Source organism: Burkholderia sp. Ac-20379 (assembly GCF_017104645.1).
In the GTDB taxonomy this organism is placed as follows: Bacteria; Pseudomonadota; Gammaproteobacteria; order Burkholderiales; family Burkholderiaceae; genus Burkholderia.
The window spans coordinates 23188-37445 of record NZ_JAAGPF010000038.1 but is presented as its reverse complement, the minus strand read 5'-3'; the positions used below and the strand labels follow the sequence as shown (position 1 = coordinate 37445).

At 68.1% G+C, this 14258-nt stretch carries 12 protein-coding genes and 1 pseudogene; 2 read left to right on the top strand and 11 right to left on the bottom strand.

The window, feature by feature from the left end:
• From G3N92_RS07775 to G3N92_RS07730, 10 genes and pseudogenes are all read right to left on the bottom strand, one after another.
• Positions 1-256 (bottom strand): annotated as a pseudogene (locus tag G3N92_RS07775) (hypothetical protein); the annotation flags it as partial.
• Complete coding sequence (locus tag G3N92_RS07770; RefSeq protein WP_206126882.1) at positions 253-843, bottom strand: YbjN domain-containing protein; 591 nt, start codon at positions 841-843, stop codon at positions 253-255. The pseudogene G3N92_RS07775 and the gene G3N92_RS07770, both read right to left, overlap by 4 nt.
• 48 nt (positions 844-891) lie before the next feature.
• Positions 892-1554: a hypothetical protein gene (locus G3N92_RS07765; protein WP_206126881.1), complete on the bottom strand. Its 663-nt coding sequence runs from the start codon at positions 1552-1554 to the stop codon at positions 892-894.
• 11 nt (positions 1555-1565) lie between these two features.
• Entirely contained in the window at positions 1566-3374 is a 1809-nt protein-coding gene (locus tag G3N92_RS07760) for a putative porin (RefSeq protein ID WP_206126880.1), read from the bottom strand.
• Positions 3375-3451: 77 nt separating this feature from the next.
• A complete protein-coding gene (locus tag G3N92_RS07755) occupies positions 3452-4138 on the bottom strand; it encodes a TonB C-terminal domain-containing protein (RefSeq protein WP_241014647.1) in 687 nt (228 codons plus the stop codon).
• A gap of 15 nt (positions 4139-4153) precedes the next feature.
• Positions 4154-4561 (bottom strand): biopolymer transporter ExbD, encoded by a 408-nt coding sequence (locus G3N92_RS07750; RefSeq protein WP_206126878.1) that lies wholly within the window; start codon positions 4559-4561, stop codon positions 4154-4156.
• 19 nt (positions 4562-4580) lie between these two features.
• The gene (locus tag G3N92_RS07745; RefSeq protein WP_339385845.1) at positions 4581-6377 is read right to left on the bottom strand and encodes a DUF2341 domain-containing protein; all 1797 of its coding nucleotides are present in this window, start codon (positions 6375-6377) and stop codon (positions 4581-4583) included.
• A gap of 56 nt (positions 6378-6433) precedes the next feature.
• The gene (locus G3N92_RS07740; RefSeq protein WP_206126877.1) at positions 6434-8095 is read right to left on the bottom strand and encodes a ShlB/FhaC/HecB family hemolysin secretion/activation protein; all 1662 of its coding nucleotides are present in this window, start codon (positions 8093-8095) and stop codon (positions 6434-6436) included.
• Positions 8096-8251: 156 nt separating this feature from the next.
• Positions 8252-8935, bottom strand: coding sequence for an adenylyl-sulfate kinase (gene cysC / locus G3N92_RS07735; RefSeq protein WP_206126876.1), 684 nt, complete (start codon positions 8933-8935; stop codon positions 8252-8254).
• Between the two features lie 7 nt (positions 8936-8942).
• Positions 8943-10088: a TIGR03032 family protein gene (locus G3N92_RS07730; RefSeq protein ID WP_241014646.1), complete on the bottom strand. Its 1146-nt coding sequence runs from the start codon at positions 10086-10088 to the stop codon at positions 8943-8945.
• Positions 10089-10789: 701 nt separating this feature from the next.
• Here G3N92_RS07730 and G3N92_RS07725 point away from each other — a divergent pair.
• Both G3N92_RS07725 and gspK read left to right on the top strand, forming a co-directional pair.
• Complete coding sequence (locus G3N92_RS07725; protein WP_206126874.1) at positions 10790-11359, top strand: hypothetical protein; 570 nt, start codon at positions 10790-10792, stop codon at positions 11357-11359.
• A gap of 13 nt (positions 11360-11372) precedes the next feature.
• A complete protein-coding gene (gene gspK / locus G3N92_RS07720) occupies positions 11373-12365 on the top strand; it encodes a type II secretion system minor pseudopilin GspK (RefSeq protein WP_206126873.1) in 993 nt (330 codons plus the stop codon).
• 154 nt (positions 12366-12519) lie between these two features.
• On the opposite strand, the gene G3N92_RS07715 is transcribed toward gspK, so the two are convergent.
• Positions 12520-14130, bottom strand: coding sequence for a type II toxin-antitoxin system Phd/YefM family antitoxin (locus G3N92_RS07715; protein ID WP_206126872.1), 1611 nt, complete (start codon positions 14128-14130; stop codon positions 12520-12522).
• Between the last annotated feature and the right edge of the window lie 128 nt (positions 14131-14258).

Sequence of the window (14258 nt, the reverse complement as noted above, 5' to 3'; positions counted from 1 at the left end):
CCGGCGACGGATCGCCGGCCGCCACGCGGGCGCTCGCATAATCGTCGAGCACCGCCAGCGAGGCCGGCGCGACGCCCGGCGCATCGGGCGCGTCGGGTGCATCGAGCGCCTCGCACATGCAGCGCGACACCTGCTCGGCATAGGCGCGCCAGTCTGCCGGGGCGTCGTCGCGATCGATCGCGCGCGCCGCGACGACGCCCGGCGCACCGGAGAACGTCGCGCGCAACGCGCCGGCCCATCGCGCGAGCAGGCTCATACCGTTTCGGCTTTGCCGCGCGCGCCCTTGGCCGGTACAACGGCGTCCGACGCCGGCTCCGGCGTTGCCGCGGCGTCGCCCTGCTGCACGCGCGCGGCCGCTTCCTGTTCGGCCATCGCCGGACGATTGCGCAGATGCAGCAGAAACTCCTGCACCAGGCGATCCCACAATTCGATGGTCGAGCGCAGGTAGCGTTCGGACACGCCGCCGGCCACGATCACGTCCATCTCGAGCGCGAGGAACGCGCCGTGGTTAGCCAGCCGCGCGAAACGCTTGGTGCGGTTCCAGTCCGCCACCAGTTCGGCCGGCAATTCGCCCTGCACCTGCAGCACGCAGCTCATCGTGTAGTCGAAGAAGCGCGCCTCGGCCGGGGTGGCGGGCGCACCGCCCGCCGAATTGCCGAAGCGCACCGCGAAGCCCACGCCCTGGCTGGCGCTCATCAGTTGCGCCGCGCCGTTCTGTTCCGCCAGCGTCACGCGGTAACCGGCGCGCCGCAGCACCTCGGCGAGCTGCTCCACCCCGATCGATTCGATCGCCACGTCGTGCGCGCCGCGCGCTTCGTCGTTGCCCTGCTTCATATCAGCCATGATGTCGTTTCCGTTGGTATTGCCAATCGATCCGGCCAGGCCGGCTCGTCAGTGCTCGCCCTTCGCTGCCGGTGCGGGCCGCGCAGCGGGGTCGTATTTGCCGGCGTACAGATCGTCGCCGTAGCGTTGCGCGATGTCGTCGTATTTCACGCGCGCCGACGTGGCGAACGGCTGCCGCGTCGACAACACGGTGCCGAGATCCACATGCTCGTAGGCATCGAGAATCTCGTGGCCGACGCGGTACAGATCCGCATTGTGGGCACGGCAGGTTTGCAGTTGCGTGTCACGCGCCTGCAAATCGTCCTGCAACCGTTTGCGTTGCGCATCCTGATCGTGCGATGCGCCCTGCAACTGCGCGTACGAGGCCTTCAGCTTCGCGAGCGCCTGCGTGTCCTGCTCGTGCGCCGCGCGCTCCTGCGCCAGCGAACGCTTGGCCGCGGCCTCGCCGCTCGACTCGCCCTTGGCGGCGGCCAGTTGCGCCTGCGCATCCTTGAGCTGGGCGAGCGCCTTGTCGCGCGCCTGCTCGGCGGCGCCCTTGTCGGCTTCGAGCTGCGCCTGGCCGTCCTGCAACTGACGCAATTGCTGGGTCGTCGCACGCAGTTGCGTGCGCAACCTGTCTTCCATGCTCTGCGCATGGGCCGGCAACGCCGCCGCGCCGAGCATCGCGCCCAGCAGGCCGGCGGCGAGCCGCGCGTATCGGTTCGGTTTCATGCGGCGCTCCGTCAGAAACGTGCGTTGAGCTCGAGCTGCAGCACGTCGATCGATACCGGCGGCCCGTACACCTCACGCGCGCTCAGGTAACGCGCCGACACCCAGGTGTCGCGCGCCACGGCATAGGCCGCGCCGAGGATGTAGCCGCGCGCATTGGTGCCGCCCAAATGGAAGTCCGGATCGGTGAAGGCATCGAGCGTGGCGTCGGGCTGCAGATATTTATAGGCGAGCGAGAAGTTCCACTGGCCCTTGTCGTGCGGTTCCGGATCGCCGAACGTGGCCTTCGCGAGGAAGCCGTTCGGGCCGCTGCGGTAGTCGCCCTGGGTCGCGTTGATCGAGGTCGATTCGTAGTTGTTGACCGGCGTGGTCGCACCCGCGAACGCCTTGTTCGAGTTGTAGGCCAGGTTGCGCACGAACTCGCCGTCGAGGCGCAGCTTGTAGCGGTTGGCGATCACCGTGTCCCACTGCGCCTTCAGGTCGAGCAGGCGGAAGTTGTAGGCCAGGCCGAACAGTTGCGGATCGGCCGTCATGCCGGGCGCGAGGTTCGGGTTCTGCACGATGTTGCGCAGCGCCACCAGCGAGTTGCCGCCGCCGACGTACGACGGCGCCTCGTTGTCCGTGCTGCAGCTCGTGGCGCCCAGATACAGCGCGCACGGCGAGGACAGCGTGCCGCGCATGTTCTGGAAGTCGTAATACGCCACCGCGCCCTTCAGGCGGTTCTGATCGTTGATCTTCCACTCCGCGCCCACCTGCGCGCCGAACATCCACTTCGTGTCGCCGCCGACCTTGTCGCTGCTGTTCGACGGGAAGTTCTCGCTGGTGTACTGAATCGGAAACAGGCCGAACGTGCCGAACAGCGTGACGTCCGGATTGCCCGGCAGCGCGTGGCGCGCGCTGGCGGCGATACCGTCCATTTCCAGATCGTCGGAGAACAGCAGGTCCGACTTGAAGAACGGGTTGTCGAAACGGCCGGCCATCACGTTGATCCACGGCGTGGGCTTGTAGGCGAAGAACGCCTTGTTCAGCCAGATGTTGCGCTTCGCGAAGCCGCCGCCCGCCGTCGCGGTGGTGGACACCGGGTTGGCGTCGTTGCCGCTGGCAAGCTGCACGCCGGCACTGAGCTGCTCGGACAGCAGCGCCGTCACGCCCAGGCGCGCGCGATAGCGCAGCAGGTTGTTGCGGTTCTGCGTGGTGTTCTGCGTCGGCAACTGCGTGGTGTTGGTGTTCGGGTTGATGTCGAAGCCCGTGCCCGAATTGAGCGCGCCGAAGTTGGTCACGTTGGTGGCGTTGCGGCTGCCATAGAAGTGATATTCGTCGCGCACGCGCAGGTCGCCGTCGAGCTTGATGCGCGAGACCCAATCGGGGAACGTGTTCGGCTGCGCCCAGTTTTCCTGCTTGGCCTGCGCGATCACTTCCTGCTTGACCTGATCGCGGATCTGATCGCGCACCACCTGCGGCACGTACGGCACGGCCACGTCGCCCGGCTGCGTCGGCGCGTTCACCACCGCGGCGCCCGCCACCGGCGCGCGGCTCGCCGCCGCCTTGGCCTGCACGGCTTCCGTGCGCGCTTCGCTGATCAGCTGCGCGGCGCTCTGCCGGGTCAGCACGCCCTGCTTGACCAGCAGGTTGATCAGGTTGATCACCACGCTCTCGGTCGGCGCGGCCTGGCCCGCCGCGGCCTGCGCCTCAAGCGATTGCGCCTGCGCGCTGCCCGCGCCGATCATGCCGAGCGTGAATACCGCCGCGCCGATGCACGACAACCGCGCCGGCGCGCCGGCCCACAGCTGCCCCCCACCCCGTACCTTCATCTTTCGAATCATCTAAGTGCTCCGAACACTGTCTGTTCTGTCCGGCAGCGCCCGCCCCCGCGGGCCTGCCCCATGAATTCCGCGCGCGATCAGATGCGCCCTTGCAACTTGACGACGACCGGGTAGGCCTGGTCGGCCGGCGGCGCCTCGTCGAGCTTGCCGCTCGACTCGACCGCGGCCACGATCGCCGCGTCGATCTTCGGATCGCCCGTGGAGGTGGCCATCGTCACGCGCTTGATGCGGCCGGTCGGGTCCATCCAGATGTTGAGCGCGCCCGCATAGTGCGTGCCGTTCATTTCCTGGACGCGTTTGTCGTTCTCGATCACGCGTTGCAGCAGATAGCCGGCGTACTGGTTGTAGCTGGTGTTGCCGAATCCGCCGCCGCCGTTGCCGCTGCCGCCCATGCCATCGCCGCCGCCGATCGGAATGCCGCCCGCGCCTGCCTGCGGGGACGCATTCATGGTCATCTGCTTGGGCTGGTTGTCCGACGGCTTGGGCGCCTGGGACGGCTTCGGCGCGACCGTCGGCTTGTCCACCGGCGTCTTGACCTCCTCCTTGACCTTCTCGGGAGGCGGTTTCTTCGGCGGCGGCGGCGGGGGCGGCGGCGGCAACGGAATCACCGTCGTCACCTGCGGCGCGCTCACGCGCTTGACGCCAGCCGTATCGCCGGCGAAACGCCAGATCAGCGCGATCACGCCCGCCACCACCAGCGCGATCGCCACCGGCTTCACGAACCGCCGCGGCCCCTTCTCGGGCGGCCCGCCCTCATAGTTCATCTCCATCGCCGGTCCCTAGCCGCCCTTCGCCTTGCCGGTCACCAGACCGACTTGCGACAGATCGAGGCGGCGCAGCAGATCGAGCACGTCCATCACGCGCTGGTACTGCACCGTCGCGTCGCCCTTGAGCACGATCGGAAACTCGGGATTCGTGGCTTTCTCGGTGCGCAGCCGGCTTTCGAGTTCGTCCATCGTCACCGGGTAGGCGTCGAGGAAGATCTGCCCCGAGTCGGCCACGGTGATGGCCTTGGTCTTCGGCTTGGCCAGGCTCGCGGACGAGCTCGCCTTCGGCAGATCGACCTTGATCCCCTGCACCGAAGCGGTCGTCATGATGATGAAAATGATCAGCAGTACGTACGCCAGATCGAGCATCGGCGTGATGTTGATGTCGTCGTACGGCTTGTCGTCGTCCTGAACCTGCATGGTGGTCTCCCCGCGTCGGTCAGTCAGCCAGGACCGCGTGATCCGGCGAACGGTGCGCTTCGGCCAGGCGCGTGACGAATTCGTCGACGAACACCTGCATGTTGGCGGTCACGTTCTTGTTGCGGATCAGCAGATAGTTGTAGCCGAACAGGGCCGGAATCGCGACGAACAGGCCGGTCACGGTGGCCAGCAGCGCCGCCGCGATACCCGGTGCGATGGCGTTCACGTTGACGTCGCCGGCCGCCGCGATCGCGGCGAACGTGATCATCACGCCCACCACCGTGCCGAGCAGCCCCAGGAACGGCCCGCCCGAGATCGCGATGGTCAACAGCACCATCGATTTCGACAGCCGCTGGTTCTCGCGCACCAGCGTCGCGTCCATCGAGGCGCGGATCGCTTCGATCGATTCGCTGGTGATCACGGTGCGGCCGGTGGAATCCACGCGGGCGTGGATTTCGTGCACGCCGGCGCGATACAGGCGATACAGCGAGGACTGGAACAGGCGGCGGCCTTCGGCGCTCTTCTCGTCGTAGTGGGCGAGGCCCGTCAGATGACGCCCGCCGATCTCGCGGAAGCGCTGCGTGAAGAACAGGTTGGCCTTGTCGACCAGGCCGACGTAGCGCGCCTTGTTGTACATGACGACCCACGACACCAGCGCCATCACCAGCAGGATGCCGATCACGACCCAGGCGTCCACCGTCACCGAATGCACGATCACGCCGAAGTAGCCGAAGCCGAAGCCCGATTGCTTTTCGTCGTTGCCGTAGGCGATCAGCTTCGATTCCGAGCCTTGCGCCAGCGCGTCGATGGCGATCACGGCCGCCGGGCGCGCGATGCGCGACAGACGCAGCTCGTCGAGCGCGCCGGCGTAGGCCGAGAAGCCGGCCGGCGCGCCGGGCGCGTCGGCGCCGATCACGGCGGGGGTCGTCAGGGCCGGCAGCGTGCCGGCGATCTGCGCGACCTGCTTGCCGTTGACGTAGACAACGAGGGTGTGCCCGTCGTCGGTCACGGCGACGTGCGCCCACTGGGCCGCCGTCAGCGGTGCGGTGCCGGCGATGCGCACCGGTGCGCCCCCGCCGTCGATCTCGGCGAACGGCAGCCCGTTGTCGAGGCCGATCAGCAGCGCGTTGGCGCCGTCTCGGCGGCTGTAGAGCAGCGCGTTCGAGGCCAGCGCGGCGGGCTTGACCCACGCGCTGAAGGTGAACGCGCCGCCGGCCGCCACGTTCAGCGACGGCGTGGCCGGCAGCGTCAGCGAACCGTTGCCGTCGAAGCTCACGCCCTTGCCGACGATGCCGTCCTCGACCGTGCGCACGGTCGCCGCCTGCGCGTTGTTGGCATAGGCGGTGGCGTCCTTCGGCGGCGTGCCCGCCGCGCCGTTGAAGTGGTAGACGAGCGCGTAATCGGCATCGAACACCTCGGCCGGCTTGCTGCCGTCCGGCGCCTTCTTGTTGCCGTAGTACATCCAGATCGATTCGGCGGAACCGGCCGGCATCTTCGGCACGTCCACCCAGATCAGCGCCACGCCGAGCACCGGATCGTACTGCTCGATCTGATAGTTCAGCGGCGTCTTGTCGTCGGCCGCCACGAAGCGGATATCCGCGCCGTTGTCGGCCAGGCCGTCGAACTGGAAGTTGCCCGAATGCAGGCGGATCAGCAGCGGCACGCGGCCGGCCGATTCGTTGAGGTTCGCCCCCTTCGCGCTTGCGTCGATCGTGATCGCCTTACGGAACGACCAATCGTTCTGCCACCACGCATTTGCGATTCCCGGCAGCGTGCCCAGCAACGCCGCCAACATGAACACCATCACTCGCTTCACGATCCACTCCCCGTTTGCGCCGCCTGCCGCATCGGCCCGGCACGATCAAAAATCCGTCAGAAGCCCAGTCGAACGTTGAAATCGAACCGGGGGCTGTACTGCCGTGTATAGATGCCCGCCTTCAGCGGCCAGCCGGCCTCGAAATTCGCACTCGCGTACTTCATCACCTGCATGCGCATGCCCAGGCCGACGCTGAGCAGGTTGTAGCTCGAGATCTGATCCGGCAGCGGGCTGTTCAGCCACAAGTGGGCCGCGTCGACGAACGCATGGAACCGCAATTCGTCGATCCGGCTGCTCAGATGCGGGGCCAGCGACGGCGTGCGCAGCTCGAACGAGCCGATCACCCCGCTGTCGCCGGTGTCCTCGGCCTGCATGTAGCCGCGCACCGTGTTCATGCCGCCCGCGGCGAACTGCTCGCTCGACACGAGCGGCGAATTCGACAACTGCGCGCTGACGTGCAGGTTGGCCTGCACGTCGTGCTTGAAGTTCTGCGTGTGATTGAGGTCGAACTTGCCGTAGATGAAATCCGGCGTGGCGTTGTAGCGCTTGGCGTCCCAATCGTTCCAGCCGCTGCCCAGGCCGCGGATATTGGTCACGAGCGCCGCCGAGAACGACGTCTGCGATTGCTTGAGATTCAGTTGTCCCGAATAGGTGACCGAGATCGGCACGTAGGTCAGCGGCGACGACGAGGTCAGCCCCAGCACGGTGACCGTCTCGTCGTAGTGCTTGTGATCGATCTCGATGCTGAGGTTGTGGCCGTAGGTATCGCTGCCCGGCAACGTGTAGATCGCCGTGAAGCCGTAGGTCGTGCCCTTGCCCAGCACGTTGGTGCTGGCCAGCGCGGCGACGTTGCTGTCCGAGTGCACGATCGTGCCCAGCAAGCTCCAATGCGTATCGGCGAGCGGGGCGAGATACGAGAACGCATAGACGCGCGCGTCGGCCGGATGCTGCGGCGCCAGCACGTAGGTGGCCGAAACGATGTGCCCGAGCTGCCAGAGGTTCGAATAGCTGAGCGTGCCCATGGTGCGCAGCAGCGACGTGCCCGGGCTGTTGTCGTTGTTCAGCTCGATCGAGCCGTGCAGCGGGCTGTGATCGTCCACCTTCAGATCGACGTCGACCGTCTGCGGCATCACGCCGGGCTTCAGCACCGGCAGCACCTGGCGATCGTTCGAATTGTTGAGCGCGCCCAACTGCGATTGCACCGAATTGAAATCCGGCACCTTGCCTTCCGCAAGCGCGGGCACCGCGTCGCGAATATTCTGCGGCGACGTGTACTTGGAGCCCTGCACGCGCACCCTGCCGATCTTCGCCTCGGTGACCTGCAGCAGCACCACGCCGTTCTTCACCTGTTGCTGCGGCAGATCCACCACGACCGACTGATAGCCGCGATCCTGATAGGCCTTCGTCAACGCATCGCGCGCGGCGTCGACATCGTCCAGGGAGCGGCCCGGGCCTTCGTACGGATACACCGCCTTCTCGATGTCGAGCGCGGGCAGAACGGTATTGCCGCGCACGATGAACTCGTTGATGTCGAAGCGCATGGCGGACGCATCCGCCGGACGGCTCGCGTCCGCCGTCGGCGCATGACCGGCGGCCGGCGCTTCCTGCGCACCGGCGCCGGTCGCGAGGCCCAGGCCGCCAAGCAACGCGCAACCCGCCAGATGCCGGCGTCGCAGCCGCGGCGGAATGCACGGATGATGATTGAATCTCGGCGGCATGCGCCTTTCCCCTTGTGGTCTCGAATACAACTTCTCGCGCTGCCGGGCAGCTCGCACTATTCGCTTCTCATTTCAGGACTGTGGCAATCAATCAGCCATCCTGATTAATATCGCTACTCATTCGCCGTTCGACATCCACTTCGATTCCCGCTGCCGTCAGCCCGCGCCGCCCGCTCCCGCATCGCGCGATCGCACCCGGAACGTATCGAGCGTGAACCACAACAACATGTCGCTGCACTGCTCCCGCGTCGCCTCCGCCGTATCGATCACCAGATCGGGATCGGCGGGCGGCTCGTAGGGCGCATCGACGCCGGTCAATCCCGGCAATTCGCCCCGTTGCGCACGCGCATACAAGCCCTTCGGATCGCGCGCGGCGCACACGCCCAGCGGCGCGCGCACATGCACCTCGCGATACGCGCGCCCGATGCGTTCCCGCGCCGCATCGCGCATCGCCGCCAACGGCGCAATCGCCGCCACCACCGCCACGCCGCCGGCATCCGCCACCACCGCCGCGACTTCGGCCAGGCGCCGCACGTTCTCGAAGCGATCCGCTTCGCCGAACCCGAGATCGCGATTCAACCCGGCCCGCATCCGGTCGCCGTCGAGCACCACGACGAACTGACCCAGCAAACGCAGATGCACGGCGAGCGCCTCGGCCAGCGTCGTCTTGCCCGCTCCGGACAGGCCGGTGAGCCAGATCGCGCCGCCTCGATGCTCGGGCCGCACGGCCGCATGGCCGGTTGCCGCGCGGCCGGTTTCGCGCGCCGCGTCGCCGCGATTTCGGCTGCTTACCGATAAGGACGATGTCACCGGCGACAACCCGCAAACTTTCTTGTTCATCGCGCGCTCATTGCACTCGCAAGGCAGCTTCGTCATCCTCGCGCGGCTGCGTCTGCCAGAAGCCGCCGTGCATGGTGACGATCGACGGCGTGGCGAGCCATTGCTCGGCGCCGAGAATTTCGGCGCGTCGCACGCCGGGCATCACCTGGATGTCGAAGACCTCGTCCACCCCGTTGAAGAACTCGAGAATCCCGAGCAATGCGCCGCTCTTCGCATCGAGCGCGGCGATGCCGGCCACCAGCGCGTGCCGGCTCTCCTCGATCGGCAGCCCCTGCGGGCCGCGCCGCTCGCGCAGCCGCGACAAGCCGACGAACAGCACGCCGCCATGCTCGGCCAGGCCGTGCGTGAAGCCCGGCAGCCGGGCCAGCTCGCGCGGTTCGCCGGTGCCGCGATCGAACCGCAATACGCGGCCCCGGCCGCCTTCGAGCACATGCAGCACGCCGTCGATCACGCGCGGCGAATGCGGCATCGACAAGCCCGATGCCACGATCTCGCCCGACGGCACCTCCATCACGATGCCGCCGTGCGCCATCTGCTCGCGCCAGCCGAACGGCGCATCGCTGCGGGCCAGCGCCGTTGCGTAGCGCACCTTGCCGTCGTGGAACGCCATGCCGTTCAGATGGCAGCGATCGTCCGGCGCCAGCGACGTGACGAACGGCGGCTGCCAGATCGGCGTGAAATTGAAGAATCCGTCGATGACACAGATGCACGAAAAGCGCGTGTTGACCGCCAATACGATCTGCTTGTCGAACACCATGTCGTGCAGATCGAGATCGCCGGTGAAGTACGTCTGGCGCGGCACGTACATCGCGTCGTAATGGCCGGGGCGCTCCGGATAATGCGGCGCGAGCGCGGCGACGTTGGCGAAGATCATCAGTTCGTGCTGGGCGGCGACGGCAAGACGGTTCGCCGATACGGCCATGCCCATCGAACGCGGCAGCAGGCAGGCCGACAGCGTCGGCACGCCGCCGTCGGCGCCGACCAGCGCCACGCCGCTCGGCCGCCGGCTGATCGCCAGCGAACAGCCCAGCCCCGACAGCACCTCGATGAAGCGGCCGGTATCGCGCATGTTGATGTAGGGCGCGGCGATTTCCTCCGCTGTCGGCGGCTCGCCACGATAGGCGCCCGCCTGCCCGTTTCCGTTCGATTCCAATTGCTCCCCACCCATTTGTCATGGCCAACCGTTCGCTGCGGGCCCGGCATCCAGCCGGTTCCAGGGCGCCGCATGCGGGTCACAGCTACTAGACGAATCGCTGCGCGGTATGCCGCAGAATTTTTCTCGGTACGACGCACGACGCGCGTTTCGGCGGCATGCGGTTCAGGCGCGCGCCGCGCGTCGATTCAAAAAGAGGGAGGAAGACGCCGGCATGTTCGGCGTGCGCGCAACGACGCAACGCGCGGCAAGACAGAATCGACGCGAACGTGTACGCGGCGGCGCGGTGCACGGCATCGGCGTGGCGTTCCGGCCACGCGGCGCGTCCTGGTGCGACGTCTGTATGACGCGATTGCCGCCCGCTTCCGTTCGGTCAATCGGATATGACGGCTCCGCCGGATGCGCCCTCTCTCGCGCCGCCGGCACCGTGCGGCCGGCACTGCGCCCACCGCACGCATATCGTCCGATCACAACCGGTAATTTTTTGTGACACCGAAAGGACATTCGATACGATGGGGAACGAAATACCGATGCCGATCGCGGATTCGCCGGCTCGATCGGCGAATCTGCGAACCGGTTGCAAATTTTCTGCGGGTCTGGCGCGTTCGATCCGTCTAGAGGGTTAAGGGGCGTTCATCGGAACGTCCGCCCGGGTAGCCGGCGGATCGCGCCCCATCACGGAAAATCTGCACGGTTCTTTCATGTCGATCGCTTCGATAGTTCGGCGCTGGCTTGTCGCGAAACTCGCCGCCACCACGGCGGCGGGCTTCGTCGCGCGGCCGCGCGGCATGATGCCGTCGCATGCGCGCGCCCTGCGCTGGCGTGCGCCGTGGCTGCCGCGGCAGTTGACGTCGTGGCTGCTCTCGACGCTGCTCGCGCCGCCGTTCTGGATCATCGGCACGCTGCTGCTGATCAACCCCGACAGCGATCAGCCCTACTTCTGGGGCGCGGCGATGGCGGTCGTGCCGGTGTCGATCGGCATCTCGATCGTGGCGACGAATCAGCGCCATCACCGCGCGCCGTTTTACGCGAGACGCAACGCCGCCGCGTATCTGTTCGCGGGCGCGATGACGCTCTCGTGCGGCTTGTTCGCGCTGCTGCTGTGGGGTTCCCGCCCGGCCACCGAGCTGGTCGATCTGCTGGCCGCGACGCCGGACAGCGTGCTCGAACCGCCCCCCGCGATCTGGCTGGCCGCGCTGGCCGCGAGCTTCGGCGCCACCGCCTCGCTGCCGGCCTGTCTGCTGCACACCTGGCTGGCGTTCGACTCGTGACGGAGCGACGCCCATGAACCGCACCCGGCCCCGCCGTGCCGCCTCGCCGGCAAGGCAACGCGGCATCGCGATCGTGACGGTGCTGCTGGTGGTGGCGCTGGCCGCCACGCTGGCGGCGGGCGTCGTATGGCGGCAGCAGGTGTCCACCCACGACGTGGAAAACCAGCGGCTCTCCACTCAGGCGCTATGGGCCGAACGCGCGGCCGTCGAGTGGGCGCGCGCGCAGTTGCGCCAGCAAAGCGTCAAGACGAACGTCACGTTCGCCGGGCAGGCCTGGTCCGAGCCGGTGGCCGACGTGCAACTGGCCGATCTGCTGCCGCGCGAGGCGCTCGGCGTCAATGCCGATCTCGCCAAAGCCTATATCTCGGGCCACGTGGAAGACGCGCAATCGCGCTTCAACCTGATGAACCTGGTATCCCGCCCCGCCGTCGGCCAGCCCTACCAGGCCAACAACGACGGCATTCTTGCCTATCGCCGCCTGCTCGACGCGCTGTCGCTGGATCCCTCGCTCGCCAAACAGACCAGCGACGCGATGCTGCGTTCGCTGCGTCGCAACGGCGGCCCCGACGGCTGGCCGCTGCAGCTCGTCACGGTCGACGATCTCTCCCGGATTCCCGGCTACAGCGCGGCCACCATTGCGGCGCTGGCGCCGTACGTCACCCTGCTGCCCGACCTGACGAACGTCAACGTCAACACCGCGGCCGAGCCGGTGCTGATGGCCGGCATCCCGACCCTCACGCGCAGCGATGCGCACCGCCTCACCACGCATCGCGGCTCCGCCTACTTCGTCAACACCGGCGAGCTGGCCGCCTACCTGAACCCGGTTCAGGGCAGCAGCCAACTGCCGGCCGGCGCGATGATCGGCGTCGACAGCGGCTACTTCCTCGTGCACTGCCGCATCCACTCGCCCCGCCTGAACCTGCGGATCGACACCCTGATCGCCCGCTTCAGCGCCGGCCAGTTCACGTCGACCTCGGTCGTGTGGGTCCGGCGCGTGACCGCCTGAGCGGTTCGCCCGCCGTATCGCCGTATCGCCGTATCGCCGTATCGCCGTATCGCCGTATCGCCGTATCGCCGTATCGCCGTATCGCCGTATCGCCGTATCGCCGTATCGCAACAACGCGGCGGGCGCACGCGAGGCGCGCCCGGCCCGCACCGGCTCAATTCAACGGCACGTCGCCGCCGTAGCCCAGCGTGCCGGCGGACGGCACCCGCTGCACCGGGCCGCCGCCGTCGAGCGACAGCCGGCTCACGCTGGTCTCGCGCACCTCGCCCAGCAGCCGATTCCAATCCTCGATCGACACCAGCAACGCGATCGGCCGGTTGTACTTGGTCACCATCACCAGCGCCTCGCCCGCATGGCGCAGCGCCTTCGACGGATTGCTGCTGAAGTCGCGCGTGGCCATCGCGACCGTGCGCAGGCTGAAGACGTTCGAGGTCAGGCCGTCGTGCTCGTCGTGCAGCAGGCGGTCGAGCGTCGCCGCGCGAAGCTGCGCGCGCGATTTCGCCGACAGGCTGTGATCGCGCCGTTTGCGGCGGTCGCTGCGTGGGTCCACATGATGCGCGAGCAGCTTCGCCAGCGAGCCGAGCGTGCCGATCGAGAGATGGTCGTAGCGCCGCCACCAGGCCGGCGGCAGCGCGATCATCATGCCCGCGTAGGCCGAGCGCATCGAGGCGGCGATCTGGGCCGGCAGGCGCGCGGCATCGCGCGCCTCGAGATCGAGCTCGCCGGTGGCCGCCGTCGTCATCACGCTGCACACGTTCCAGGCGGTCGCGACGATCCCGAGCGCGAGCGGCAGCGCGCGCACCGGCAGATCGGCGTACAGCGCGCCGTCGAACATCGCATCGGCCGGCAGCGGCAACGCGGCGCGCCAGCGCTCGCGCGCCAGCCGCACGGCGCGGGCCGTATCGAGCCATGCCACCGGCGCGTTGGTCAGCACGCGCAACGGTTCGCTCGCCGCATCGAACGGTTGCCATTCGATGCACCGGTAGGCCGCGCCGGTATCGCCCGCCATCGTCACGGGCCGTTCGGTCAGGCGCCCGCCGTCGAGCAGCCCGGCGTCGATGGCCTCGCCGGCCGCCTGCCAGGCCGGCTCGCAGCCATGCTCGCGCAGCAGGAACCAGCCGCTGCCGCGCGGCCAGCACGACAGCATGCCGGCCGTGCCGAAGCGGCCGTCGAGGATCCACAGTTCGCCCGGCTGCAGCGATTCGAGCAACGCGCCGGCGAACGCGCGTTCGTTGACGCGGCCCCGCTCGTAGGGCACCAGATCGACCACCAGGCCGGATTCGGGATCGTAGACGGGCAACGCGCACGGGCCGCCGGGTTCGTCGGCGTCGATGCCGAACCGGCAGCCGTCGTGGCCGGGCCGGCAGGCCAGCCCGGCCGGCAGCGCCGTGCCGTCGAGCACGCGCAAGCGCAAGCCGCCGGCCGCGTCGGCCCATTCGGCGGGCAGACGCGGAGCGAGCGGCAGCAGCAGCGCCGTGCCGTCCTTGACGAGCGCGCGGCCCCAGCCCGAACGCAGCCGGCTCATGCGGTCGTGCAGCGCCGTCACCGCGGGCGCGAACTCGGGCGACATGGCGAACGAGGCCGCGCCCGCGCCGATCGCGATCATCGCCTCCGCGACCCGCGCAAGCAGCGCCTCGCGCAACGGCTCGTGATCGAGCGCGGCCTGCGGATCGTCCCCCGCATCGAGCCACTGATCGTCGACCGCGCACTGCATCATCAGCCGCGCCATGATCGCGATCGGGCTGTGTTCCAGAAAGCGTTCCAACACAGTGCGTATCACCAGGTCACCTCTGCTCTTGGAAAGGGAAACGCGGCGCGGCACGCAGGCCGGGCAGCGCATGTAGCGTCGAACTTGACTCGCGGGCTTTGGCGCATGAGCATCGGGGACGTCCG

Excerpts from the sequence above, each read along its gene's own strand:
- G3N92_RS07770 (WP_206126882.1), bottom strand. The coding sequence starts at position 843 with ATGGCTGATATGAAGCAGGGCAACGACGAAGCGCGCGGCGCGCACGAC.
- G3N92_RS07765 (WP_206126881.1), bottom strand. The coding sequence starts at position 1,554 with ATGAAACCGAACCGATACGCGCGGCTCGCCGCCGGCCTGCTGGGCGCG.
- G3N92_RS07760 (WP_206126880.1), bottom strand. The coding sequence starts at position 3,374 with ATGATTCGAAAGATGAAGGTACGGGGTGGGGGGCAGCTGTGGGCCGGC.
- G3N92_RS07755 (WP_241014647.1), bottom strand. The coding sequence starts at position 4,138 with ATGAACTATGAGGGCGGGCCGCCCGAGAAGGGGCCGCGGCGGTTCGTG.
- G3N92_RS07750 (WP_206126878.1), bottom strand. The coding sequence starts at position 4,561 with ATGCAGGTTCAGGACGACGACAAGCCGTACGACGACATCAACATCACG.
- G3N92_RS07740 (WP_206126877.1), bottom strand. The coding sequence starts at position 8,095 with ATGCCGCCGAGATTCAATCATCATCCGTGCATTCCGCCGCGGCTGCGA.
- cysC (WP_206126876.1), bottom strand. The coding sequence starts at position 8,935 with ATGAACAAGAAAGTTTGCGGGTTGTCGCCGGTGACATCGTCCTTATCG.
- G3N92_RS07725 (WP_206126874.1), top strand. The coding sequence starts at position 10,790 with ATGTCGATCGCTTCGATAGTTCGGCGCTGGCTTGTCGCGAAACTCGCC.
- gspK (WP_206126873.1), top strand. The coding sequence starts at position 11,373 with ATGAACCGCACCCGGCCCCGCCGTGCCGCCTCGCCGGCAAGGCAACGC.